This is a genomic window from Variovorax sp. 10N432, from assembly GCF_056394465.1.
The window spans coordinates 18,140-42,824 of the sequence record NZ_JBFTHX010000031.1 but is presented as its reverse complement, the minus strand read 5'-3'; the positions used below and the strand labels follow the sequence as shown (position 1 = coordinate 42,824).

Annotated in this window: 22 protein-coding genes; 12 read left to right on the top strand and 10 right to left on the bottom strand. The window is 67.2% G+C overall.

Annotated features, from left to right (window positions below; translation table 11 throughout):
- Positions 1–2: 2 nt before the first annotated feature.
- From lspA to AC1DF3_RS27535, 3 genes are all read right to left on the bottom strand, one after another.
- The gene (lspA, locus tag AC1DF3_RS27545; RefSeq protein WP_286524932.1) at positions 3–506 is read right to left on the bottom strand and encodes a signal peptidase II; all 504 of its coding nucleotides are present in this window, start codon (positions 504–506) and stop codon (positions 3–5) included.
- On the bottom strand, positions 506–3,349 hold the full coding sequence (gene ileS / locus AC1DF3_RS27540) for an isoleucine--tRNA ligase (protein WP_478141511.1): 2,844 nt from the start codon (positions 3,347–3,349) through the stop codon (positions 506–508). The genes lspA and ileS overlap by 1 nt, the downstream gene beginning before the upstream one ends.
- A 109-nt stretch (positions 3,350–3,458) precedes the next feature.
- Positions 3,459–4,496, bottom strand: coding sequence for a bifunctional riboflavin kinase/FAD synthetase (locus AC1DF3_RS27535; protein WP_478141510.1), 1,038 nt, complete (start codon positions 4,494–4,496; stop codon positions 3,459–3,461).
- 164 nt (positions 4,497–4,660) lie between these two features.
- On the opposite strand from AC1DF3_RS27535, the gene AC1DF3_RS27530 reads away from it, so the two are divergent.
- Positions 4,661–5,218 carry an HNH endonuclease gene (locus AC1DF3_RS27530; RefSeq protein WP_286369795.1) on the top strand — a complete coding sequence of 186 codons (558 nt, stop codon included), beginning with the start codon at positions 4,661–4,663 and terminating at the stop codon, positions 5,216–5,218.
- A 14-nt stretch (positions 5,219–5,232) separates the two neighbouring features.
- On the opposite strand, the gene AC1DF3_RS27525 is transcribed toward AC1DF3_RS27530, so the two are convergent.
- From AC1DF3_RS27525 to AC1DF3_RS27515, 3 genes are all read right to left on the bottom strand, one after another.
- Complete coding sequence (locus AC1DF3_RS27525; RefSeq protein WP_478141509.1) at positions 5,233–6,612, bottom strand: alpha/beta fold hydrolase; 1,380 nt, start codon at positions 6,610–6,612, stop codon at positions 5,233–5,235.
- An 88-nt stretch (positions 6,613–6,700) separates the two neighbouring features.
- Entirely contained in the window at positions 6,701–7,816 is a 1,116-nt protein-coding gene (locus AC1DF3_RS27520; protein WP_478141508.1) for an acyl-CoA dehydrogenase family protein, read from the bottom strand.
- A gap of 24 nt (positions 7,817–7,840) precedes the next feature.
- The gene (locus AC1DF3_RS27515; protein ID WP_478141507.1) at positions 7,841–9,022 is read right to left on the bottom strand and encodes an acyl-CoA dehydrogenase family protein; all 1,182 of its coding nucleotides are present in this window, start codon (positions 9,020–9,022) and stop codon (positions 7,841–7,843) included.
- Between the two features lie 143 nt (positions 9,023–9,165).
- On the opposite strand from AC1DF3_RS27515, the gene purN reads away from it, so the two are divergent.
- A complete protein-coding gene (gene purN / locus AC1DF3_RS27510; protein WP_478141506.1) occupies positions 9,166–9,750 on the top strand; it encodes a phosphoribosylglycinamide formyltransferase in 585 nt (194 codons plus the stop codon).
- 16 nt (positions 9,751–9,766) lie between these two features.
- Here purN and AC1DF3_RS27505 read toward each other — a convergent pair whose 3' ends face one another.
- Positions 9,767–10,012 carry a DUF1653 domain-containing protein gene (locus AC1DF3_RS27505; RefSeq protein ID WP_286524918.1) on the bottom strand — a complete coding sequence of 82 codons (246 nt, stop codon included), beginning with the start codon at positions 10,010–10,012 and terminating at the stop codon, positions 9,767–9,769.
- Positions 10,013–10,047: 35 nt separating this feature from the next.
- On the opposite strand from AC1DF3_RS27505, the gene AC1DF3_RS27500 reads away from it, so the two are divergent.
- The 3 genes from AC1DF3_RS27500 to AC1DF3_RS27490 all read left to right on the top strand — a co-directional run bounded on the left by AC1DF3_RS27500 (position 10,048) and on the right by AC1DF3_RS27490 (position 14,533).
- Positions 10,048–11,904, top strand: coding sequence for a M48 family metallopeptidase (locus AC1DF3_RS27500; protein ID WP_478141505.1), 1,857 nt, complete (start codon positions 10,048–10,050; stop codon positions 11,902–11,904).
- Positions 11,905–11,916: 12 nt separating this feature from the next.
- A complete protein-coding gene (locus tag AC1DF3_RS27495; RefSeq protein ID WP_286534421.1) occupies positions 11,917–13,188 on the top strand; it encodes an RsmB/NOP family class I SAM-dependent RNA methyltransferase in 1,272 nt (423 codons plus the stop codon).
- A 130-nt stretch (positions 13,189–13,318) separates the two neighbouring features.
- Entirely contained in the window at positions 13,319–14,533 is a 1,215-nt protein-coding gene (locus tag AC1DF3_RS27490; protein WP_286524913.1) for a DesA family fatty acid desaturase, read from the top strand.
- A gap of 119 nt (positions 14,534–14,652) precedes the next feature.
- Here the strand turns inward: AC1DF3_RS27490 and rpmG are convergent, their stop codons facing one another.
- The 3 genes from rpmG to trxB all read right to left on the bottom strand — a co-directional run bounded on the left by rpmG (position 14,653) and on the right by trxB (position 16,214).
- Positions 14,653–14,826: a 50S ribosomal protein L33 gene (gene rpmG, locus AC1DF3_RS27485; RefSeq protein WP_007830291.1), complete on the bottom strand. Its 174-nt coding sequence runs from the start codon at positions 14,824–14,826 to the stop codon at positions 14,653–14,655.
- Positions 14,827–14,837: 11 nt separating this feature from the next.
- The gene (rpmB, locus tag AC1DF3_RS27480) at positions 14,838–15,071 is read right to left on the bottom strand and encodes a 50S ribosomal protein L28 (protein WP_028251282.1); all 234 of its coding nucleotides are present in this window, start codon (positions 15,069–15,071) and stop codon (positions 14,838–14,840) included.
- 192 nt (positions 15,072–15,263) lie between these two features.
- Entirely contained in the window at positions 15,264–16,214 is a 951-nt protein-coding gene (trxB, locus tag AC1DF3_RS27475) for a thioredoxin-disulfide reductase (protein WP_286524911.1), read from the bottom strand.
- Between the two features lie 166 nt (positions 16,215–16,380).
- Between trxB and AC1DF3_RS27470 the strand changes: the two genes are divergently transcribed.
- From AC1DF3_RS27470 to AC1DF3_RS27440, 7 genes are all read left to right on the top strand, one after another.
- Positions 16,381–17,055, top strand: coding sequence for a Crp/Fnr family transcriptional regulator (locus AC1DF3_RS27470; RefSeq protein WP_286538558.1), 675 nt, complete (start codon positions 16,381–16,383; stop codon positions 17,053–17,055).
- Between the two features lie 130 nt (positions 17,056–17,185).
- A complete protein-coding gene (locus AC1DF3_RS27465) occupies positions 17,186–19,573 on the top strand; it encodes a DNA translocase FtsK (RefSeq protein ID WP_286538560.1) in 2,388 nt (795 codons plus the stop codon).
- A gap of 11 nt (positions 19,574–19,584) precedes the next feature.
- The gene (lolA, locus tag AC1DF3_RS27460; protein WP_478141504.1) at positions 19,585–20,217 is read left to right on the top strand and encodes an outer membrane lipoprotein periplasmic chaperone LolA; all 633 of its coding nucleotides are present in this window, start codon (positions 19,585–19,587) and stop codon (positions 20,215–20,217) included.
- Between the two features lie 12 nt (positions 20,218–20,229).
- A complete protein-coding gene (locus tag AC1DF3_RS27455; RefSeq protein WP_286524908.1) occupies positions 20,230–21,522 on the top strand; it encodes a replication-associated recombination protein A in 1,293 nt (430 codons plus the stop codon).
- A 255-nt stretch (positions 21,523–21,777) separates the two neighbouring features.
- A complete protein-coding gene (locus AC1DF3_RS27450; RefSeq protein WP_286511123.1) occupies positions 21,778–22,707 on the top strand; it encodes a branched-chain amino acid ABC transporter permease in 930 nt (309 codons plus the stop codon).
- A 10-nt stretch (positions 22,708–22,717) separates the two neighbouring features.
- The gene (locus tag AC1DF3_RS27445) at positions 22,718–23,899 is read left to right on the top strand and encodes a branched-chain amino acid ABC transporter permease (protein ID WP_286538562.1); all 1,182 of its coding nucleotides are present in this window, start codon (positions 22,718–22,720) and stop codon (positions 23,897–23,899) included.
- Positions 23,900–23,913: 14 nt separating this feature from the next.
- Entirely contained in the window at positions 23,914–24,684 is a 771-nt protein-coding gene (locus AC1DF3_RS27440) for an ABC transporter ATP-binding protein (RefSeq protein WP_478141503.1), read from the top strand.
- Position 24,685 lies beyond the last annotated feature (1 nt).

The following is a 24,685-nucleotide window of genomic DNA, read 5'->3' as shown; positions in this document are numbered from 1 at the left end:
GGCTATTTCTTGCCGCGCCGCACGCGCAGCAGTTCGTCCAGGATCAGGCAGATCGCTCCGATGGTGATCGCGCTGTCGGCGACGTTGAAGGCCGGGAAGTGGCGCCCGGCGAGGTGGAAGTCGAGGAAGTCGACCACGTAGCCGTGCATCATCCGGTCGATCACGTTGCCGATCGCGCCGCCCAGGATCGCCGCCATCGAGAACGAGAACAGCTTCTGGCCGGCGTGCGACTTCAGCATCCAGACGATGAAGACCGCCGCGGCGACGCCGATCGCGGTGAAGAACCAGCGCTGCCAGCCCGACGAATCGGCCAGGAACGAGAAGGCCGCGCCGGTGTTGTGGGCCCGGACCACGTTGAAGAAGCTGGTGACGTAGGTGGCGTCGCCGTACTTGTAGTAGCCGAGGATCAGCGTCTTGGTGAACTGGTCGATGATCACGATCACCAGCGCGAGGCCGAGCCAGGGCCAGATGCCGAGGCCCGACCCGCCCGAAGATTTGCGGGCCATCAGGCGAGTGTCCTTTGTTCTCCGGCGCCGTACAGGTTGCTGGTGCAGCGGCCGCACAGGCCGGGGTGCGCGGCATCGTGGCCGACGTCGTCGCGCCAGTGCCAGCAGCGCTCGCACTTGGTCGCCGCGCTCGCCGTCACCTGGATCGACAGGGCGTCGCCCGCGGCCAGGGTCACCGCCGAGGTGATCAGCACGAACTTCAGGTCGTCGGCCAGCGAGGCCAGCAGCGCATGGTCGTCGGCCGCGGCGGCGATCGCCACGTTGGCCTGCAGCGACGAGCCGACCTGGCCGGCGCTGCGCACGGTCTCGATCTCCTTGTTGACCGCGTCGCGGATCTCGCGGATGCGGGTCCACCTGGCCAGCAGCGCGGCATCGGGTGTGCCGAGGTCGCTGTAGGTCTGGACGAAGATCGAGCGGCCGTCGCCGCAGAACTTCCAGGCCTCCTCGGCCGTGAAGCTCAGGAACGGCGCCATCCAGCGCAGCATCGCCTGCGTGATGTGCCAGAGCGCGGTCTGGGCGCTGCGGCGCGCATGCGAGCCGGGCGCGGTGGTGTAGAGCCGGTCCTTGAGCACGTCGAGGTAGAAGGCGCCGAGGTCTTCCGAGCAATACACCTGCAGCTTGGCCACCACCGGGTGGAACTCGTAGACCTTGTAGTGCGCCAGGATCTCGGCCTGGAACTCGGCTGCACGCGCAAGCGCGTAGCGGTCGATCTCGAGCAGCTGGTCGAGCGGCACCGCGTCCTTCGCGATGTCGAAGTCGCTGGTGTTGGCCAGCAGGAAGCGCAGCGTGTTGCGGATCCGGCGATAGGCGTCGACCACCCGCGCGAGGATCTTGTCGTCGCCCGCGATGTCGCCCGAGTAGTCGCTGGCGGCCACCCACAGGCGGGTGATCTCGGCGCCGAGCTTCTTGTTGACCTCCTGCGGGTCGATGCCGTTGCCGAGCGACTTGCTCATCTTGCGGCCCTGGCTGTCGACCGTGAAGCCGTGCGTGAGCAGGCCGCGGTAGGGCGCGCGGCCTTCGAGCGCGCAGGCGATCAGCAGCGACGAATGGAACCAGCCGCGGTGCTGGTCATGGCCTTCGAGGTAGAGATCGGCCTCGGGGCCGGTCTCGTGGTGCACGTTCGGATGGGTGCCGCGCAGCACGTGCCAGAAGGTCGAGCCCGAATCGAACCAGACCTCGAGGATGTCGGTGCTCTTGGTGTAGTGCGGCGCGTCCTCGGCGCCGAGGATCTCCTCGGTCGTCACGCGGCTCCAGGCCTCGATGCCGCCCTGCTCGACGATCGCCGCGGCCTGGTCGAGGATTTCCATCGTGCGCGGGTGCAGCTCGCCCGAATCCCTGTGCAGGAAGAACGGGATCGGCACCCCCCAGCTGCGCTGGCGGCTGATGCACCAGTCGGGCCGGTTGGCGATCATGTCGTGCAGCCGCGCCTTGCCGTTCTCCGGGTAGAAGGTGGTCTGTTCGATGGCTTCGAGCGCGGTCTGGCGCAGCGTCCTGGGCGCCTTGTCCTTGGTGAACACGCCTTCGCCCTCGTCCATGCGGATGAACCACTGGGCCGCGGCGCGGTAGATCACCGGCGTCTTGTGGCGCCAGCAGTGCGGGTAGCTGTGGCTGATGGCTTCGGTCGTCATCAGGCGGCCGGCATCGCGCAGCGCCTGGATGATCACCGGCACCGCCTTCCAGATGTTCTGGCCGCCGAACAGCGGGAAATCCGGCGCGTACGAGCCGTTGCCCTGCACCGGATTCAGGATGTCGTCGTAGGACAGGCCGTGCGCCACGCAGGAGTTGAAGTCGTCCAGGCCGTAGGCCGGCGAGGAATGGACCAGGCCGGTGCCGTCGTCGGCGGTCGCGTAGTCGGCCAGGTAGACCGGCGACAGGCGGCGGAAGCCGGCATCGACGTCGTACAGCGGATGCTCGAACTCGAGCCCGCCGAGCTTCTCGCCCTTGACCGTGGCCAGCACGGTGCCGTCGAGCGCATAGCGGTTCATGCACATCTCGACCAGGGAGGCCGCCAGCACCAGCAGGCCGCGCTCGGTGTCGACCAGCGCGTAGTCGAGCTCGGGGTTGAGGTTGATGGCCTGGTTGGCCGGGATGGTCCAGGCGGTGGTGGTCCAGATGACCGCGAAGGCGTCCTTGGCCAGCGACGGCAGGCCGAAGGCGGCCGCCAGCTTGGCCGGATCGTGGGCCTTGAAGGCGACGTCGAGGGTCTGCGACTTCTTGTCGGCGTACTCGATCTCGAACTCGGCCAGCGACGAGCCGCAGTCGAAGCACCAGTAGACCGGCTTCAGGCCCCGGTAGACGAAGCCGCGCTCGATCACGCGCTTGAAGGCGCGCAGCTCGCCCGCTTCATTGGCGAAATCCATCGTCTTGTAGGGATGGTCCCATTCGCCCAGCACGCCCAGGCGCTGGAAGTCGACCATCTGCTGGGCGATCTGCTCGGTGGCGTAGGCGCGGCTCTTGGCCTGCATCTCGTCGCGGCTCAGGTTGCGGCCGTACTTCTTCTCGATCGCGTTCTCGATCGGCAGCCCGTGGCAGTCCCAGCCCGGCACGTAGAGCGCGTCGTAGCCTTCGAGCTGGCGCGCCTTGGTGATCATGTCCTTCAGGATCTTGTTCACCGCGTGGCCCATGTGGATCTGGCCGTTGGCGTAGGGGGGGCCGTCGTGCAGGATGAACTTGGGCGCGCCGTGGCGGGCGTCGCGCAGGCGCTGGTAGCGGCCTTCGTCGTGCCATTCCTTGACCCAGCCCGGCTCGCGCTTGGGCAGGTCGCCGCGCATCGGGAAGGGGGTGTCGGGCAGGTTCAGCGTGGCGCGGTAGTCGGTGGCGCCGTCGGTCTTGGTGTCAGCCATGGGGGTTCCAGAAATCTGCGCTGCCTTGCAGCGCTCGGGGATCGAGGGGGGCATGCGGCCCCTGGCATCCCAGGGCGGCCGAACGCGGCGGAAAGCGACGGTTTCCGCTCTAAATTCGGTCGCGCGTGGTCTGGCGATGGGTCTCGGCGTGGGTGGATGCAAAGAACGCGCGCGCGTCGCGGCCATCCTTCGCGATGCCCGCCGTCAGGGCCTCGAGGCTGGTGTAGCGCAATTCGTCGTGCAGTTTGTGCAGCAGTTCCACGCGCACGATTTTACCGTAGGCCCCCTCGCTGCCCAGTTCGGCGGGCCAATCGAGGCAGTGGGTTTCGAGCAACACCCGGCCGGCGTTGACGTCGTTGGCGTCCAGCGAAGGGCGTACGCCCAGGTTGGCGACCCCCGGCAGCGGTGTGTCGGCCAGCCCGTGCACCAGCACCGCGAAGATGCCGCTGGCGGCCGGCTTCCAGTGCTTGAAACGCAGGTTGAGGGTCCGGAAGCCGTCGTTGCGGCCCGGCGCCGAGGCGCCCAGGGCGCGTCCCAGCTTGCGGCCGTGGACCACGTGGCCCGAGATCGCGTAGGGCCGGCCCAGCAGGGCCTGGACATCGGCCATCCGGCCTTCGGCCAGCGCTTCGCGAACGGCCGAGCTCGACACCCGCAGCCCGTGCACCTCGTAGCTGTTCATGCGGGCGACGTCGAAGCCGTGCTGCTCGCCGGCGCGGTCGAGCATCGCGTAGTCGCCGGCGCGCTTGGCGCCGAAACGGAAATCGTCGCCGACCAGCACGTAGCGCGCGCCCAGGCCTTCGATCAGCACGTGCTGGATGAATTCTTCCGGCGTCCGCGAGGCCAGCCGGGCATCGAAGGGCAGCACGATGGTCTGCGCCACGCCGCCGGCGGCGAGTTCGCCGAGCTTGTCGCGCAGGGTGCCGATGCGCGCCGGCGCCAGTTCGGGCCGCTTGGTGAGCGCCGCGAAGTAGTCGCGCGGGTGCGGCTCGAAGGTCAGCACGCAGCTCGGCAGCCCGCGCAGCCGCGCCTCGGTGTTGAGCAGCCCCAGCATGGCCTGGTGGCCACGGTGCACACCGTCGAAATTGCCAATGGTCAGGGCGCAGGCCGGAGCCACGCCCGGATGCCTGAAACCCCGGAAAACCTGCATTGTCAGTATCTTTTTGATAGCACTTTGCGCCCATGGAATGGGCACGTGAAGGCCTTTTTGTCACAAAGCCGGTATATTGTGACGCACTGCGTCATGCGCAAGCCTCTCAGGCGAGCGTCTTGTCCTGGTCTTTCCGTGGTTCTCTTTTCTTGAGGAGGCGTCTGGTGAAGGTCTTGAAGCTGTCGGCCCAAGGGCTGCCCCAATCGTGGATTTCGCTCGAGCAGGCGGTGATCCACTACGCCTCCGACGAGGTCCGCTGGGAAGTGGGCGCGCAGGTGGCGGTGTTCCGGGGCGGCCACAACGCGGTCACCGGCCAGCAGTCGCAGATCGCGATCAACAGCATCATCGGCACCAAGGGCGTGCCGCGCATCAATCCCTTCACGCAGCGCCCGGGCCTCACCAACAGCAAGCTGTTCGCCCGCGACCGCAATGTCTGCGCGTACTGCGGCGGCCACTTCCACGAAGACGAACTCACGCGCGAGCACATCATCCCGTTCGCCCAGAAGGGCATCGACACCTGGATGAACGTGGTCACGGCCTGCCGCCCCTGCAACCATCGCAAGAGCAGCCGCACGCCCGAGCAGGCCGGCATGGCGCTGCTGTACGCGCCCTACGTGCCCAGCCTGTGGGAGGATTTCATCCTGCGCAACCGCCGCATCCTGGCGGACCAGATGGAGTTTCTGATGGCCCACCTGCCGCAGAGTTCGAGGCTGCACGGATAGGCGAACCGCAGCCGTCAGTAGGTCAGTTCGAGCACGCTGACCTCTCCCTGCGCCAGCGGCCAGGTGCGCCCCACCACGCGTTCGCCATTGAACTCGGCTTCCACCGGCCGCGGCGCGTCGCTGCCCAGCTTGATCTTCGAGCTCGACACGCCGGCACCCTTCGGCGGCACGCCCGGTGGCGTCGATTGGCCGTCGAAGCGCATGCGGTCGCGCTCGGCATCGAAATAGCCGCGCGGCCGCGTGAAGATCACCAGGGCCCGGGCGTCGCGATCGGCCTCCGCGATGCGTTCCGGACGCAGCTGGACGATGCCGCTCGAGCGCGGGAAGGCGTTGCGGTAGATGTGGGTCGTGGCGTAGCCGGGCGCCGCCAGGACGAACTCGTAGGCGGTGTCGGGGCGGCCGGCGAACGGCCCCCAGCGGCCGTCCGTCCCGATCGCCTGGTCCCAGGCCGCGGGGCCGCGCCGGATTCCGCTGGCCGGGTCGACCGCGAACACCGTCAGGCGGGCGCCCGCCAGCGGCAGGTTGTCGGGAAAATTGCCGCTCGCGGGGTTCGTCGGATCGAGGCCCAGGCCCGTGACCTTGCCGGACAGCGCCACCGAATCTTCGGGGATCGGCTGAAGGGTGCGCGGCGCCTCGCCGGTGAGGAAGCGCCAGGTCGCCTCGAAGGCGGCCGGCGAGAAGGATGTCTCGCGGTGGTCGACCCGCGGCAGCACCAGGTTGGTCGCGCCCTTGAGCGCCGGCCCGTCGAAGCCGATCAGCGTCGGCTGGCCCTTGCTGCCGATCCAGAGGCCGTCGGGCTGGGCGTACTTGTCATTGTTGTCCGAGCGCAGCGTGAGCCATTTCACGCCCGGCGTCACCTCGTGGCCCTCGGCGTTCTTCGGTGCGTTGAGCCGCTGCAGGAAAGCGCTCAAGCCGGAGAACTCGCTGCCCTCGGCGCGCCCTTTCACGGCCCAGATGCCGTGCGCCGGATTGCCGCCCAGCACCACGTGGCTCACGACCCGGTCGCCGCCGCCGTTCTGCACATAGTTGCGGATCGTGTTGCCGCCGCGCGAGTTGCCGATCAGCACGACCTGGGTGGCGCCGGTGCTTTTCAGGACCCGTTCCACCTCGGCCTTCAGAAAGGCCATCGATTCGGCGGTCGAGCTTCGTCCCGGCTGCGCCACGCCGTCGTCGTCGCGCGCCAGCGGGAAGGGCTGGTCGGCCGCGAACAGGCGGTCGCGCGGCCAGCCGTTCGATTCGAAGCGCCAGATCGTGGTCTGCCACAGCGCCGCCGAATCGCCGTTGCCGTGGACGAACACGATCGGCGGCCGCTCGCCGGTCGGCACGGTGGTCGAACAGGCAGCGAGCAGGGCAGTTGCGCAACCGAGCGCGATCAGGTGGCGGCGAGTGTGCATGGAATGACGGGTCTCGATTGAAAATGAAAGCGCCCGCGGGCAAGGCCAGCGGGCGCGAAGGACTATCGGGCCGAACAGCGATCGACGGTCAGGCGAACACCCCCGCCGTGTCCTGCATGCGGGCCGAGACCTCGCCCAGGTGATGCAGGCTGTCGCCGAAGGTCATCTCGAGCTGCGTGAGCTTGCGGAAGTAGTGGCTGCCGATGTATTCGTCGGTCACGCCGATGCCGCCGTGCAGCTGCACCGACTGCTGGCCCACGAAGCGCATCGAGACGCCGAGCTGGTACTTGGCGCGGGCCATCGCCTGGCGCCGTTCGGCCGCCGGCGCATTCAGCTTGAGGCTGGCGTAGTAGCTCATCGAGCGCGCCAGTTCGACCTGCATCTTCATGTCGGCGAGGCGGTGGCGCAGCGCCTGGAAGGTGGCGATCGCGACGCCGAACTGCTTGCGCGTGTTCATGTAGTCGACCGTCACCGCGAGCGTCTGGTCCATCACGCCGACGGCTTCGGCGCAGGTCGAGGCGATGCCGATGTCGACCCCGTGCTCGAGCGCCGCCAAGCCGTCGCGCGTGACCAGCGTGGCGGCAGCGCCGTCGAACACCACTTCGGCCGCGCGGCTGCCGTCCTGGGTGCCGTAGCCGCGGGCAGCCACGCCGTCGGCCGCGCGCTCGACCAGGAACAGGGCGATCTTGCCGTCGAGCTGCGCCGGCACCAGGAAGGCATCGGCCTCGTCGCCGGCCGGCACCAGGCTCTTGGTGCCGTGCAGCGTGAAGCTGTCGCCGGCCTTCTGCGCCTTGGCGTCGCAGACATCGAGCCGGTAGCGCGCCTGGCGCTCCTGGTAGGCCAGCACCACCAGCGCCTGGCCGCCGGCGATGCGCGGCAGCCAGCTGTCCTTGGTGTCGGCGTCGGCGTGGCCGGCCAGCAGGGCGCCGGCAATGAAGGATTGCGCCAGCGGCTCTAGCACGATGCCGCGGCCCAGCTCTTCCATCACCACCATGCCCTCGACCGGGCCCATGCCCAGGCCGCCTTCGTCTTCTGGAATGTAGAGGCCGCCCAGCCCGAGTTCGGCCAGTTCGTCCCAGGCTTCGCGCGAGAAGCCGCCGGCGGCCTCGATGCCGCGGCGGCGCTCGAATCCATAGCCCTTTTCGACCCACTTGGCGACCGCGTCGCGAAGCTGCTGCTGGTCGTCGCTGAAATTGAAGTCCATTGCTTGATCCTTGTCAGTTCGCTTTCAACCCAGCACCGTCTGGGCGACGATGTTGCGCTGCACTTCGTTGCTGCCGCCGTAGATGGTGGTCTTGCGCATGTTGAAGTAGGTCGATGTGAGCGGGGCCAGCTGCGGATGGCCGCCCGGGAAGTTGCCCTGCCAGCCGGCTTCCATGGCCTCGCGGATCAGCGGCAGCGAGTACGGGCCGCCGGCCAGCATCATCAGCTCGGAGTAGCGCTGCTGGATCTCGCTGCCCTTGATCTTGAGCAGCCCGGCGATGTCGAGCGAGTTCTTGCCCGAGGTGGCGGCCGACAGCACCCGCAGCACCAGCATCTCGAGCGCGACCACGTCGACTTCGAGCTTGGCGATCTCGTCGCGGAAGCGGGCGTCTTCCCAGACGCCTTCGCTCTTGGCCAGGCGCTTGAGGCGCTCCAGCTCGCGCTTGGCGCGGTTGACGTCGGCGATGTTGGTGCGTTCGTGCGAGAGCAGGTGCTTGGCGTAGGTCCAGCCCTTGTTCTCCTCGCCGATCAGGTTCTCGGCCGGCACTTCGACGTTGTCGAAGAAGACCTCGTTGACCTCGTAGCCGCCGTCGAGCAGCTTGATCGGGCGCACCGTGACGCCCTTGGACTTCATGTCGACCAGCAGGAAGCTGATGCCGGTCTGGGGCTTGCCCTCGTTGCTGGTGCGGACCAGGCAGAAGATCCACTCGCCGTACTGGCCCAGCGTGGTCCAGGTCTTCTGGCCGTTGACGATGTACTTGTCGCCCTGCCGTTCGGCCTTGGTCTTGACCGAAGCCAGGTCCGAACCGGAACCCGGTTCGCTGTAGCCCTGGCTCCACCAGACCTCGCCGCTCGCGATGCCGGGCAGGAAGCGCTTCTGCTGCTCGGGGTTGCCGTAGGCCATGATCACCGGCGCCACCATCACGGGGCCGAAGGGAACGATGCGCGGCGCGCCGGCCAGCGCGGCCTCTTCCTCGAACAGGTGCTTCTCGACCGCGGTCCAGCCGGGGCCACCGAATTCCTTCGGCCAGCCGTAGCCCAGCCAGCCCTTCTTGCCGAGGATCTTGGCCCAGCGCTGCAGGTCGTCGCGCGTCAGTTCGAGCGCGTTGTGCACCTTGTGCGAGATGTCTTGGGGAAGGTTTTCTTTGACCCAGGCGCGAATATCTTCGCGGAACTTCTGTTCTTCGGGTGTGAAGCTCAAATCCATGCGTGCCTCGCTGTGTTGATCGATCCGCCGCGGACGCGGCGTGTCTCCGGAATCGCCGGTTTTAGCACGGTCGTGCGCTTCCGGGGTGTCCGCGCCGCGACAACGCGGGCGGCGGAAATGCGCAACGGATAATCCCGCGTCCGATGAAGAATATTGTGATCCTTATCTCCGGCGGCGGGTCGAACATGGCGGCCATCGTGCGGGCCGCCGAGCAGGAGCGCTGGGCCGCCCGATTCAATGCCCGCGTCGCCGCCGTCATCAGCAACAAGCCGGACGCGGCGGGCCTGGCCCTCGCGCGCGCGGCCGGCATCGCGACCGCGGTGGTCCCGCACAAGGACTTCGCCAGCCGCGAGGACTTCGACGCCGCGCTGGCGCAGGCCATCGACGCCCATGCGCCGTCGCTGGTGGTGCTGGCCGGCTTCATGCGCATCCTGACGCCGGGGTTCGTGACCCGCTACGCAGGCCGCCTGCTCAACATCCACCCCTCGCTGCTGCCCGCTTTCCCCGGGCTGCACACCCACCAGCGCGCCATCGAGGCCGGCTGCAAGGTGGCGGGCCTCACGGTGCACCAGGTGACGGTGGAACTCGACCACGGGCCGATCCTGGCCCAGGCGGTAGTGCCGGTGCTGCCCGACGACACCGCGGCGAGCCTGGCAGAACGTGTCCTTGTTCACGAACATCGGGTTTACCCGCAGGCAATTGCCGCGTGGCTAGTAGAAACAAAATGACACAATCAACGAGGTCTCATTTTTTCTCTTCGAGCTTCACGAAGCGCAGCTGTGACGAGCCGTCGATCTCCACGCGATCGCCAAACATGGCGGCCGGGCGCACCCAGAGGCCGCGCTCGCCGTAGAGCGCGCGGTAGAGCGTCATCGGCTCCAGCGTCTCGCTGTGGCGCGCGGTGCCCAGGACTTCGTATTCGCCGCCCTTGTAGTGGCGGTAGCGTCCGGGCGGGGTCTCGATCAGGGGTGGCAGGTCGTCGTCGTTCACGCTGTGTATTTCCTTCAGGGAATTGAAAGGTCGGGATGGATAGGGCGGATTTTGTTCATCTCGTGCGCCTGAGCGAGCATGCCAGCGCCGACGACAGCGACGGCTACCGGCGCGGGGTCGCGGTCTTCGCCGCGCTGGGCTACCTCTGGGTCTTCGCCTGCCTGGGGCTGGCGGTCGGGATCATCGCCTGGGTGGTCGGCGGGCTCGGCCAGGGCGCGCGCTTCAGCTTCACGCGGGGCTGGCTGCTGCTGTTCGCACTCGGTTTGCTGTGGGCCACGCTGCGCGCGCTCTGGGTGCGCTTCGACGAGCCCGACGGCGTCCCCCTCGAGCGCGCCGACGCGCCGGCGCTGTTCGAGGCGCTGGACCGTATCCGGCAGCGCATCGATGGCCCGGCGGTGCACCGCGTCTACCTCGACAGTGAATTCAACGCCAGCATCCGGCAGCTGCCGCGCTTCGGCCTCTTCGGCGGCGCGGTCAACCACCTCAGCATCGGCCTGCCGCTGCTGATGGCGCTGGATCGCCGGCGCCTGCTGTCGGTGCTGGCGCACGAATACGGGCACCTGCGCGGCAACCACGGCAAGCTGAGCGCCTGGATCTACCGCACCCGGATGTCATGGCTCAAGCTGGACGCCAGCTTCCAGCGCGACGAAGGCGTGATGGCGTTCGCGTCGCAGGCCTTCTTCCGCTGGTATTTCCCGCGCTTCGCGGCCAAGACCTTCGCGCTGGCGCGCCAGGACGAATACGAAGCCGACCGCGTGGCGGCCCGCCTGCTGGGCACGCGCGTGGTGGCCGGCGCCCTGACCGAGATCGTGGTCAAGAGCGCCTGGTATGCCGAGACCTTCTGGCCGGCGCACTGGTCGCGGGCGGCCGGTGAGCCGATCCCGGCCGGCCCGTTCTCCGCGATGGCATCGCAGCTGAGGACGCCGATGGCGCCGGACTTCGCGCGCGCCGCGCTGCGTGCCGCGCTGCGCAGCGTCAGCGATGTCGACGACACCCATCCGGTGTTGCGAGATCGCCTGGAAGCGCTCGACGAGAAGCCGGGCCTGCCGTCCTGGTCCGAGAAATCGGCGCTGGCGCTGCTGGCCGATGCGCCGCGCTGGACCGCCCATTTCGACGACGAATGGCGCCGCGACCATGCCACCGACTGGAAACAGCACCATGCCTACCTGGTGCGGGTCGGCGAGCGGGTGGCGGCACTGGCCGCCAGTGCCGGGCGCAACAACGCGGACGAAATGGTCGAGTGGGCCGACTGCGCCCGCCGCCTCGATGCCGCGGCCGACGTGCGTGGGCACTATGAGCGCGCCCTGCAGCTGACCGAGAACCACCCCGGCGCGCTGCGCGGACTGGCGCAGCTGCTGCCGGCGCAGGACCGCGGCGCCCGGCTCGCGGTGCTAGAGCGGCTGCACGAATCCAGCGTGGCCAGCCGTTGGTGGGCCGCCAGGACCGCGGTCGCCGCGCTCGAGGATCCCGATGCCGGCGGCCACGACGAACGCGCGCTCAAGCTCTGGCGCGAGCGGACCAAGACGGCGGAAGAAGCCGAGCAGCGGGCCTGGGAAGAGATCACCGCGACACCCTGCTTCAGCCAAATCACCCGCCACGACCTGAGCGAGTTCGAACTCGGCGAGCTGAAGGCCGATCTGGCGCGCTGCATGCCGGTGTCGCGGGCCTGGCTGGTGCGCAAGAACCTGCGCGAGTTCCCGTGGCGGCGGGCCTACGTGGTGTTCCTCGAGTTGCCGCAGATGGGCGACGACGAGCGCTGGCAGCTGTGCCGGCAGCTCGAACAGACCCTGAGCCTGCCGGGCGCCGCGCTGGTGCTGTGGGCCGGCTATTCGCCGACGCTGGAGCAGATCGAGCGCCAGGCCTTCGGCGAGATCTGGAGCCGGGCTGCCTGAGACAATCGGGGCATGCACCCCAAAGCCCTGCTTGACGCCACCGCCGACCTGGTCGGCCTGGTCCTGAAATTCGATCACCCGGCCGACCAGGTCGTTTCACGCTTCTTCCGCGACCACCGCGAGTTCGGGCCGCGCGAGCGTGCGACCCTGGCCGAGACGGTCTACACGGTACTGCGCAAGAAGCTGCTGTTCGACCACCTGTCGCCCTCGGGCAGCGGCCCGAAAGAGCGCCGGATGGCAATCCTCGGCTTTCACGGTCCGCGCGATTTCCTCAAGAGCGCCCTCAACGACACCGAAAAGCGCTGGCTCGACAACTGCGACGCCGTCAAGCAGGACGACCTGCTCGAGCGTCATCGCCACAACCTGCCCGAGTGGCTGGTGGCGCCGCTCAAGGCGCAGCTCGGCGACCAGTTCTGGCCGCTGGTCGAAAGCCTGCAGCAGCCGGCGCCGCTCGACCTGCGGGTCAACGCGCTCAGCGACAAGCGGCCCGATCTGCAGAAGGAGCTTGCCAAGGCGTCGATCAAGGCCGTCCCGACCCCGTTCTCGCCCTGGGGCCTGCGGGTCGACGGCAAGCCGGCGCTGAACAAGCTGGATGCCTTCACCCGCGGCGCGCTCGAGGTCCAGGACGAGGGTTCCCAACTGCTCGCGCTGCTGCTCGACGCCAAGCGCGGCGAAATGGTGGTTGATTTCTGCGCCGGCGCCGGCGGCAAGACCCTGGCCATCGGTGCCACCATGCGCAACACTGGCCGGCTCTATGCCTTCGATACTTCCGCCCACCGGCTCGATGCGCTGAAGCCCCGGCTGGCGCGCAGCGGTCTGTCGAACGTCCATCCGGCGGCCATCGCCCACGAGCGCGACGACCGCATCAAACGGCTGGCCGGCAAGATCGACCGGGTGCTGGTCGACGCGCCGTGCTCGGGCCTGGGGACGCTGCGGCGCAACCCGGACCTGAAGTGGCGCCAGTCGCCGCAGTCGGTGCAGGAGCTGACGGTCAAGCAGGCCGCGATCCTTCAGAGCGCGGCCCGCCTGGTGAAATCGGGCGGCCGGCTGGTCTACGCCACCTGCAGCGTGCTGCCGGAGGAAAACGAGGCCATCGCCGAAGCCTTTGCTGCCGCGAACCCCGATTTCGAGCCGCAGGATGCGGCTGCGCTGCTGGCGGGATTGAAGGTGGAGGGCGCCGATGCGCTGTGCGCCGGCGGCGACAACGGCACCCGCTACCTGCGGCTATGGCCCCATCGGCATGCCACGGACGGTTTTTTTGCCGCCGTGTGGAACCGAAAATAGGCGGCAGGACCCAAAGAAGGGTAAAACTTGCGGCAAATCAAGGATTTAAGCCCCTTTTCAGGCTCGAACCTTTAAAATCGCTGGTTACCTGAAGGCTGCACCTTCGTGCGGCCATGGAGTACTGAACTCAATGTTGCTTCCTGACTCTGCCGTACTGAGCGCGGCCATCGACTGGCTCGGACACGGCTTGTGGGACCTCGCATGGTGGCAAGTCGTGCTGTACACGCTCGTCACCACGCACATCACGATCGCAGCGGTCACGATCTTCCTGCACCGGACGCAAACGCACCGGGCCATGGACCTGGGCCCGATTCCCTCGCATTTCTTCCGCTTCTGGCTCTGGCTTGGCACCGGCATGGTGACCAAGGAATGGGTCGCCATCCACCGCAAGCACCACGCCAAGTGCGAAACCGTGGACGATCCGCACAGCCCGCAGGTCAAGGGCATCGACGAAGTCATGTGGCGCGGCGCCGAGCTGTACCGCAAGGAATCCAAGAACAAGGAAACGATGGAGCGTTTCGGCCACGGCACGCCCAACGACTGGATCGAGCGCAACCTGTACACCCGCTACAGCTGGCAGGGCGTGGGCCTGATGCTGATCATCAACGTCGCCCTGTTCGGCATGCTCGGCCTGACTGTCTGGGCGGTGCAGATGCTCTGGATTCCGTTCTGGGCCGCCGGCGTCGTCAACGGCATCGGCCATTTCTGGGGCTACCGCAATTTCGAAGCCACCGACGCCAGCACCAACCTGATCCCCTGGGGGATCATCATCGGCGGCGAAGAGCTTCACAACAACCACCACACCTACCCGACCTCAGCCAAGTTCTCGGTCAAGAAGTACGAGTTCGACATCGGCTGGGTCTACATCAGCCTGATGCAGAAGATCGGCTGGGCCAAGGTCAAGAAGCTGCCGCCCAAGATGCAGTTGGGCGACGTGGTGCCGGTGGCCAACGAGAAGACCCTCGAGGCCGTGATCGCCAACCGCTATGAAGTCATGGCCGGCTATGCACGGGAAATGCGCCGTGCCACCCGCGAAGAGCTGGCGCAGCTCAAGGCCAAGGGCGCCGACCTGTCGGTACTGAAGGCGGCCAAGACCTGGCTGCACCGCGACGACGACAAGGTGCCGGCTGCTGCGCGCTCGAACCTGGTCCAGGCCCGCGCGGCCCACCCGGTGCTCGACAAGATGGTGACCATGCGCGAAGAGCTGCGCCAGTTGTGGCTCAACACCTCGAACTCGCGCGAACAGCTGGCGGCCGACCTGGCCGCCTGGTGCCACCGCGCCGAGGCCAGCGGCATCGCCGGCCTGCGCGAGTTCTCCACGCGCCTGCGTGCCGCTCGCGCCTGACGCTGCAGCGCCCCCACTGAAGAGCCGGCTTTAGCGCCGGCTTTTTCTTGCCTGCACAAATTGACGGGCAACAAAAAACCCGCTGGATCGCAGCGGGTTTTTTATGGAAAAGCGCCGAATTACTTCAGCTTGATTTCCTTGTATTCGACGTGCTTTCGTGCCTTCGGGTCGAACTTCATGATCGACATCTTTTCAGGCATCGTCTTCTTGTTCTTGCTGGTCGTGTAGAAATGGCCGGTACCCGCGGTGGATTCCAGCTTGATCTTCTCGCGTCCGCCTTTGCTCGTTGCCATGATTCAGCTCCTTAAGCTTGGCCGCGTGCACGCAGGTCTGCGAGCACGGCGTCGATGCCGTTCTTGTCGATCAGGCGCAGGGCAGCGCTCGAAACCCGCAGGCGAACCCAGCGGTTTTCCGTTTCGACCCAGAAACGACGGTATTGCAGGTTCGGCAGGAACCGGCGCTTGGTTTTGTTGTTGGCGTGGGAAACATTGTTTCCGACCATCGGGCCCTTGCCCGTGACTTCGCAGACGCGTGCCATGTTGGACACTCTTTCTTGAACAGCTGGCACCAAGGCAACGCAGCAGGGTTGCGTGGGTGGTTTGCAGCTTGACCTCGCCAGAAAACGGGTGGCGGTACCCCGGCTTGCCGCCCCGACCACATGGGTCAATTTCGGCAAWGCCTTGGATTATAGCCCAATCGCCCCCTCGGCTCCAGTGAGGCCGTCTGCCGCTTACTCCTGCTCGAGAAAGCGCTGGGCGTCGAGGGCGGCCATGCAGCCGGTCCCGGCGCTGGTGATGGCCTGGCGGTAGACATGGTCCTGCACGTCGCCGGCCGCGAACACGCCGGGCACGCTGGTCATGGTCGCGAAGCCCTGAAGGCCCGAGCGGGTGAGGATGTAGCCGTCCTTCATCTCGAGCTGGCCCTGGAAGATGTCGGTGTTCGGGTGGTGGCCGATGGCGATGAAACAGCCCTTGAGCTGCAAGTCCTCGGTGGCGCCGGTCTGGGTGTTCTTGAGCCGGATGCCGGTCACGCCCGAGTCGTCGCCGAGCACCTGCTCCAGCGTGTTGTGCACCTTGAGCTCGATCTTGCCCTCGGCCACCTTGGCGTGCAGCTTGTCGATCAGGATCGGCTCGGCTCGGAACTTGTCGCGCCGGTGCACCAGCGTGACCTTGCTGGCGATATTCGACAGGTACAGTGCCTCCTCGACCGCGGTGTTGCCGCCACCGATCACGCAGACTTCCTGCTCGCGGTAGAAGAAGCCGTCGCAGGTGGCGCAGCCCGAGACGCCGCGGCCCATGAAATGCTGCTCGGAATCGAGCCCCAGGTACTTGGCCGAGGCGCCGGTGGCGATGATCAGCGCGTCGCAGGTGTAGACGCCGCTGTCGCCGGTGAGGGTGAAGGGGCGCTGGCTGAAGTCGACCTTGCTGATGTGGTCGAAGACGATCTCGGTCTTGAAGCGCTCGGCGTGCTCCAGGAAGCGCTGCATCAGGTCGGGACCCTGCACGCCGTGGACGTCGGCCGGCCAGTTGTCCACTTCGGTGGTGGTCATGAGCTGGCCGCCCTGGGCCATGCCGGTGATCAGCATCGGTTCGAGATTGGCGCGCGCCGCGTAGACTGCCGCGGTGTAGCCGGCCGGGCCGGAGCCGAGAATGAGGACCTTAGCGTGGCGAGGGGATGACATGAGTAGAAAACCTAGGATTGGCGCTGCAGCAGCGTGTACATTTTCAGGGTGTTTGATAGATATGGAGTATCACCGTTCGGTTCAAGGCCGGCCGGTGGCTCCTTTCAATGGGGGCGATTGTATGAATCCATCGGTGATGCAATTGCGCCGTTTCGGGGATTGATGAATGTCGATGTTGTCCAATCTTGAGTTGCTCCGTCGCGTGCCTTTGTTCGCAGCGCTGACGCCCGCCCAGTCCGCAAGCATCGCGGACGCGATCGTCAAGAAGCGCTTCAAGCGCGCCGAGGTCGTGGTCGAACAGGGCAAGAAGTCGGATGCGCTCTACATCATCCTGACCGGCCGGGCCCGCGTCATGAGCACCGACAGCCGGGGCCGGGAAGTCATCCTGGCGACCTTGCATCCGGGCGACTATGTCGGCGAGATGAGCATGATCGACGACGAGCCGCATTCGGCCACGGTGCGCACCGAGATCCAGACCGACGTGCTGATGCTCGGCCGGGACGCCTTCGCGCGCTGCCTGCCCGAGAACTCCTCGATGTCCTACAACATCATGCGCGGCCTGGTGTCGCGCCTGCGCCATGCCGACCGCAAGATCGAATCGCTGGCACTGATGGATGTCTACGGCCGGGTGGCGCGTTCGCTGCTCGAGTTCGCGGTCGACGACGGCGAAGGCAACCTCAAGGTGCGCGACAAGATCTCGCGCCAGGACCTGGCCAAGATGGTCGGCGCGTCGCGCGAGATGGTCAGCCGCGTCATGAAGGACCTGGAGGAGCGCGGCTTCGTCCAGACCCAGGTCGATGGCTCGATGATCGTCAAGGAACGGCTCTCATCGCTCACCTGACAGTCAGGCCGGCGGCGCCGCAGCGCGCCGGCCACAACGTCGCCGGCCCTGACAACGCGGCCGTGGGCGTTTTCGTTGTAGTGTTGCCGGATCTCCTGCCCGCCGTCGCGGGCCGGACGGCCTGCCTTTCATGACTTATTCGCTCAATACCCTTCAAAACTCCGCGGCCGGCGAGCCGCAGCCGGTCCGGCTGCGCGCAATGCGCTTCGCCCACGAGATCACGCTGATCGCCGGTTTCGTCGTGCTGCTGTTCTGGCTGCTCGCGATGCTGAGCTTCACGCCGTCGGATGCCGCCTGGTCGACTTCGGGCACCGGGGGCGAGGTCAAGAACTGGGGCGGCCGCATCGGCGCCTGGCTGGCCGATGCCAGCTACTTCCTGGCCGGCTATTCGGTCTGGTGGTGCCTGGCGGCTGGGCTGCGGGTCTGGCTGTCCTCGCTGGCCGGATGGATGCGCGGCGGCGAGGCGGCCGCGGCCGAGCAAGCGCCGCGCGGGCCCTTCAATCGCAGTCGCCTGGCCTTCTGGTTCGGCCTGATCCTGCTGCTGTGCGCCAGCGCCATGCTCGAATGGTCGCGCCTCTATCGGCTCGAATTCCGGCTGCCGGGTCACGGCGGCGGGGTGCTCGGCTACCTGGTCGGCCCGGCCAGCGTGAAGTGGATGGGCTTCACCGGTTCGGCGCTGATCGCTATCGCCGGCGGCGTCATCGGCTCGGCCCTGGTGTTCCGTTTTTCCTGGGGCCAGATCGCCGAGCGCATCGGCTCGCGCCTGTATTCGCTGTTCGAGTCGCGGCGCGAGAAGCGCGAGATCGCCCAGGACATCGCCATGGGCAAGCAGGCGGTGCGCGAGCGCGAGGAACTGTCGGCTTTCGACAGCGGGCCCGAACCCGAGGTGCCCGACGAAGAGCTGCGCATTCTGCCGCGGCCCAAGCGGCGCGCGCCGTCGCCGCCGGTCCAGATCGAGCCGGCCCTGGCCGAGGTGCCGAAGAGCGACCGGGTGGCGAAGGAACGCCAGAAGCCGCTGTTCCGCGAGCTGCCCGACAGCAAGCTGCCGCAGGTCGACCTGCTCGATGCCGCGCAGGCGCGCCAGGAAACGGTGTCGCCCGACACGCTCGAGATGACCTCGCGCATGATCGAGAAGAAGCTCAAGGACTTCGGCGTCGAGGTCCGCGTGGTGCTGGCTTCGCCGGGTCCGGTGATCACCCGCTATGAGATCGAGCCCGCCACCGGCGTCAAGGGCTCGCAGATCGTGGGCCTCGCGAAGGACCTGGCGCGTTCGCTGTCGCTGGTGTCGATCCGCGTGGTCGAGACCATTCCCGGCAAGAACTACATGGCGCTCGAGCTGCCGAATGCCAAGCGGCAGTCGATCAGGCTCAGCGAGATCCTCGGATCGCAGGTCTACAACGAGGGCAAGTCGATGCTCACGATGGGCCTGGGCAAGGACATCATCGGCAATCCGGTGGTGGCCGACCTGGCCAAGATGCCGCACGTGCTGGTCGCCGGCACCACCGGCTCGGGCAAGTCGGTCGGCATCAACGCGATGATCCTGAGCCTCTTGTACAAGGCCGAGGCGCGCGACGTGCGCCTGCTCATGATCGATCCGAAGATGCTCGAGATGTCGGTCTACGAAGGCATCCCGCACCTGCTGGCGCCGGTCGTCACCGACATGCGGCAGGCGGCCCACGGCCTGAACTGGTGCGTGGCCGAGATGGAGCGCCGCTACAAGCTGATGAGCAAGCTGGGGGTGCGCAACCTGGCCGGCTACAACCAGAAGATCGACGAGGCCAAGGCGCGCGAGGAGTTCATCTACAACCCCTTCAGCCTGACGCCCGACAGCCCCGAGCCGCTGGCCCGCGAACCCCACATCGTGGTGGTGATCGACGAACTGGCCGACCTGATGATGGTTGTCGGCAAGAAGATCGAGGAGCTGATCGCCCGTCTGGCGCAGAAGGCGCGGGCGGCCGGCATCCACCTGATCCTGGCGACCCAGCGGCCCAGCGTCGACGTGATCACCGGCCTCATCAAGGCCAATATCCCGACCCGCATCGCGTTCCAGGTGTCGAGCAAGATCGACTCGCGCACCATCCTCGACCAGATGGGTGCCGAGGCGCTGCTCGGCATGGGCGACATGCTCTACATGCCGAGCGGCACCGGGCTGCCGGTGCGCGTGCACGGCGCCTTCGTGAGCGACGAGGAAGTGCACCGCGTGGTCGCCTACCTCAAGTCGCAAGGGGAGCCGGACTACATCGAAGGCGTGCTCGAAGGCGGTACGGTCGATGGCGACGGCGATCTGYTGGGCGAAGGCGGCGGCGATGGCGGCGGCGAGAAGGACCCGATGTACGACCAGGCGGTCGAGGTCGTTCTGAAGCACCGCAAGGCCAGCATCTCGCTGGTGCAGCGCCACTTGAAGATCGGCTACAACCGGGCCGCGCGGCTGGTCGAGGACATGGAGAACGCCGGCCTGGTGAGCGCCATGAGCGGCAGCGGCCAGCGCGAGATCCTGGTGCCGGCCCGGGCCGAGTGAACGGAGTCCAGATGAAGAAATTGATAGCGGGTGTGGCGCTGGCCTTGCTGGCCGGCGGCGCCTGGGCGGGCGGCCTCGAAAGCCTGGAGGCCTTCGTCAAGACGGTGAAGTCCGGCCGTGCCGAGTTCACGCAAACCGTCACTGCGCCGCCCAAGGACGGCCAGGAGTCACGGCCCAAGGTGTCGACCGGCAGCTTCGCGTTCCAGCGTCCGGGCAAGTTCAGGTTCGACTACCAGAAGCCCTTCGTGCAGAACATCGTCGCCGACGGCCAGACGCTCTGGCTCTACGACGCCGACCTGAACCAGGTCACGCAGCGCAAGCAGGCGCAGGCCCTGGGCTCGACGCCGGCCGCGCTGATCGCCGCCGCGCCCGACCTGCGGGCCCTGCAGGCCGACTTCACGCTCGAGGGCGCAGCCGATCGCGACGGCCTGCAGTGGGTCAAGGCCACGCCCAAGAGCAAGGACGGCCAGTTGCAGAGCGTCCAGATCGGTTTCCAGGGCGAGGCCCTGTCCGCGCTCGAGATCCTCGACAGTTTCGGCCAGCGCTCGGTGCTGAAGTTCGGCAAGGTCGACGTCAATCCGTCGCTGCCGCCCTCGACCTTCCAGTTCAAGGTGCCGAGCGGTGCCGACGTGATCCGCCAGTAGCGCCGGCCGCGGATGGCCACCTCCAACCTCCCGCCCCTCGCCGAACGACTGCGCCCCCGGACGCTGGGGGAGGTCATCGGCCAGCAGCACCTGCTCGGTGCGGGCATGCCGCTGCGCATCGCCTTCGAATCGGGCCAGCCGCACTCGTGCATCCTGTGGGGCCCGCCCGGCGTCGGCAAGACGACGATCGCGCGCCTGATGGCCGATGCCTTCGATGCCCAGTTCCTGAGCATCAGCGCGGTGCTCGGCGGCGTGAAGGACATCCGCGAGGCGGTGGAGCGCGCCACCTCCGCGCGCGACGGGCTGGAGCAGCGCCGCACCATCGTGTTCGTCGACGAGGTGCATCGCTTCAACAAGAGCCAGCAGGACGCCTTCCTGCCGCATGTCGAGTCGGGCCTGTTCACCTTCATCGGCGCCACCACCGAGAACCCGTCCTTCGAGGTCAACTCGGCCCTGCTGTCGCGGGCCGCGGTGTACGTGCTGCAGCCGCTCGGCGAAGCCGACCTGCAGCAGATCGTCGAGCGGGCCCAGGCCATCCAGGCGGTGCCGGCGATCGACGCCGAGGCGGTCGACCGGCTGGTCGCCTACGCCGACGGCGACGCCCGGCGCCTGCTCAACACGCTCGAGACGCTGGCGGTCGCCGCCGGCGCCGAGAAACTCGACGCCATCACCGATGCCTGGCTGCTGCGGGTGCTCGGCGAGCGGCTGCGCCGCTACGACAAGGGCGGCGAGCAGTTCTACGACACCATCTCCGCCCTGCACAAATCGGTGCGCGGCAGCGATCCCGATGCCGCGCTGTACTGGTTCGTTCGCATGCTCGACGGCGGCGCCGATCCGCGCTACATGGCGCGCCGGCTGGTTCGCATGGCGAGCGAGGACATCGGCCTGGCCGACCCCCGCGCGCTGCGGCTGGCGCTCGATGCGGCCGAGGTCTACGAGCGGCTGGGCAGCCCCGAGGGTGAGCTGGCGCTGGCCCAGTGCGTGGTCTACCTGGCCGTGGCGCCGAAATCGAACGCGGTCTACAAGGCCTACAACGAGGTCAAGGCCTTCATCAAGTCGGACGGCACCCGGCCGGTGCCCATGCATCTGCGCAACGCCCCGACCCGGCTCATGAAGCAGCTCGACTACGGCAAGGGCTATCGCTACGCGCACGACGAGGAGGGCGGCTTCGCGGCCGGCGAGACCTACCTGCCCGAGGGCCTCGATGCGCCACCCTTCTATCGCCCGGTGGAGCGCGGGCTCGAAATCCGCATTGCGGAAAAGCTGCGCGAGCTGCGAAAGCGCAATACGGACGCGGCCAGCTGACCAGCCCGGTCAGTTGGTCGATACTCCCTTGCGCGCTGCGCGCACATTGACGCACTTCCAGCGCGCGCCAGCGGGAAAACCCCGTCGAAACCGCACCAGAACGGCGTTCGGGCGAAATTACAATCCCGCCACAAACCCGCCGTCGTCACATGCTGGCGGGTTTTTTGCTAAGTGAAACCTCAGCGTTCCAACCAGAGCGCCAGGGTCAGCCGGGCGCCTCTCGAGGGCGTCAACACAAAAAAAGGGATTCTCGTTATGGACATCTTGCTGCAGCAGATCATCAACGGTCTGGTTCTGGGCAGCATGTACGCCTTGATAGCCTTGGGCTATACCATGGTGTACGGCATCATCAACCTCATCAATTTCGCCCACGGCGAAGTGCTCATGGTCGGGGCACTGACCAGCTGGAGCATCATCGGGCTCATGCAGGAGTCGATGCCCGGCACGCCGGGCTGGCTGATCCTGCTCATCGCACTGCTGATCGCCTGCGTGGTCGCCGCCACGCTCAACTTCGTCATCGAGAAGGTGGCCTACCGGCCGCTGCGCAACAGTCCCAAGCTGGCGCCGCTGATCACCGCGATCGGCATGTCGATCCTGCTGCAGACGCTGGCGATGATCATCTGGAAGCCGACCAACAAGGCCTATCCGAACCTGCTGTCGACCACGCCGATTCATGTCGGCGGCGCAGTGATCTCGCCGACCCAGGTGATGATCCTCGCGGTGACCGCGATCTGCCTGGCGGTCCTCAGCTGGCTGGTCAACTACACCAAGCTGGGGCGCGCGATGCGCGCCACGGCGGAGAACCCGCGGGTGGCCGCGCTGATGGGCATCCGCCCCGACATGGTGATCTCCGCCACCTTCATCATCGGCGCCGTGCTGGCGGCGGTGGCGGGCGTGATGTATGCCTCGAACTACGGCATCGCGCAGCACGCGATGGGCTTCATACCGGGGCTCAAGGCCTTCACGGCGGCCGTGTTCGGCGGCATCGGCAACCTCGCCGGGGCGGTGGTCGGCGGCATCCTGCTGGGGCTGATCGAGGCCATCGGATCGGGCTACATCGGCGCCCTGACCGGCGATGTGCTGGGCAGCCACTACAGCGACATCTTCGCTTTCATCGTTCTGATCATCATGCTCACGCTGCGGCCTTCGGGCCTGCTCGGCGAGCGAGTGGCGGACCGCGCCTGAGGACCGAACCATGAAGAACAGCAAGAACACCCTCCTGTACGCGTTCGGCATGCTCGCGGTGCTGGTGCTGCCGCTGCTGCTGCAGAGCCAGGGCAATGCCTGGGTCCGGATCGCCGACATCGCCCTGCTCTACGTGATGCTGGCGCTCGGCCTCAACATCGTGGTCGGCTACGCGGGCCTGCTCGACCTGGGCTACGTGGCCTTCTTCGCCATCGGCGCCTACCTGTACGCGCTGCTGGGGTCGCCGCACCTGACCGACACCTTCCCGGCCGTCAAGGCCATGTTCCCGAACGGGCTGCACAGTTCGCTGCTGCTGGTGGTCCCCGCGGCGCTCGGCCTGGCGGCGTTGTTCGGCGCATTGCTGGGCGCACCCACGCTCAAGCTGCGCGGCGACTACCTGGCGATCGTGACGCTCGGCTTCGGCGAGATCATCCGCGTGTTCCTGAACAACCTGGACCACCCGATCAACCTCACCAATGGACCGAAGGGCATCACCGCCATCGACCCGATCCATTTCTGGGGCCTGAACCTGGGCAAGTCCCTGAAGTTCGACGGCTTCACCCTCTCCTCGGTGACGCTGTACTACTACCTGTTCCTGGCGCTGGTGATCTTCACCATCATGATTTCGCATCGGCTGCAGGTCTCGCGCATCGGCCGCGCCTGGATGGCGATCCGCGAGGACGAGATCGCGGCCAAGGCGATGGGCATCAACACCCGCAACATGAAGCTGCTGGCCTTCGCGATGGGGGCCAGCTTCGGCGGCGTCTCCGGCGCGATGTTCGCGTCGTTCCAGGGCTTCGTGTCGCCCGAGTCCTTCAGCCTGATGGAGTCGGTGATGATCGTCGCGATGGTGGTGCTCGGCGGCATCGGCCACCTGCCCGGCGTGATCCTGGGCGCCGTCCTGCTGGCCGCGCTGCCCGAGGTGCTGCGCTACGTGGCCGCGCCGCTGCAGTCGATGACCGGCGGCCGGCTCGACGCCTCGATCCTGCGCCAGCTGTTCATCGCGCTGGCGATGATCATCATCATGCTGGTGCGTCCGCGCGGCCTCTGGCCCACGCCCGAACATGGGAAGTCGCTGGCGCGTCGAGGCACCCAGCCCGTCTCGGGCATGCCCGCGGCCGCGCCCGGCGTCGAGACGCCGGCCGATGAAGTGCCCGGTGCCGCCTCGCGTCCGATGTCGATCAATCCGTGAGCCAGGGACGCAACATGACTGAAACCATCCTCGACGTCCGCGGCATCTCCAAGCGCTTCGGCGGCCTGCAGGCCCTCTCCGACGTCGGCATCAAGATCCTGCGCGGCCAGGTCTACGGCCTGATCGGCCCCAACGGCGCCGGCAAGACCACCTTCTTCAACGTGATCACCGGGCTCTACACGCCCGACAGCGGCAGCTTCGAACTGGCCGGCAAGCCCTACCAGCCGACCGCGGTCCATGAGGTCGCCAAGGCCGGCATCGCGCGCACCTTCCAGAACATCCGGCTGTTCGCGGAAATGACCGCGCTCGAGAACGTGATGGTGGGACGCCACGTGCGCACCCATTCGGGCGTCTTCGGCGCGATCTTCCGCCCGCCGCGATTCAAGGCCGAGGAGGCCGCGATCACCGAGCGCGCGCATGAACTGCTCGAGTACGTCGGCATCGGCAAGTTCGCCGACTACAAGGCCCGCACGCTCTCGTACGGCGACCAGCGGCGGCTCGAGATCGCCCGCGCACTCGCCACCGATCCGCAGCTGATCGCGCTCGACGAGCCCGCCGCCGGCATGAACGCGACCGAGAAGGTGATGCTGCGCGAGCTGATCGACCGCATCCGCAAGGACAACCGCACCATCCTGCTGATCGAGCACGACGTCAAGCTGGTGATGGGCTTGTGCGACCGCGTGACGGTGCTCGACTACGGCAAGCAGATCGCGGAGGGCACGCCCGCCGACGTGCAGAAGAACGAAAAGGTGATCGAGGCCTACCTCGGCACGGGAGGGCACTGAG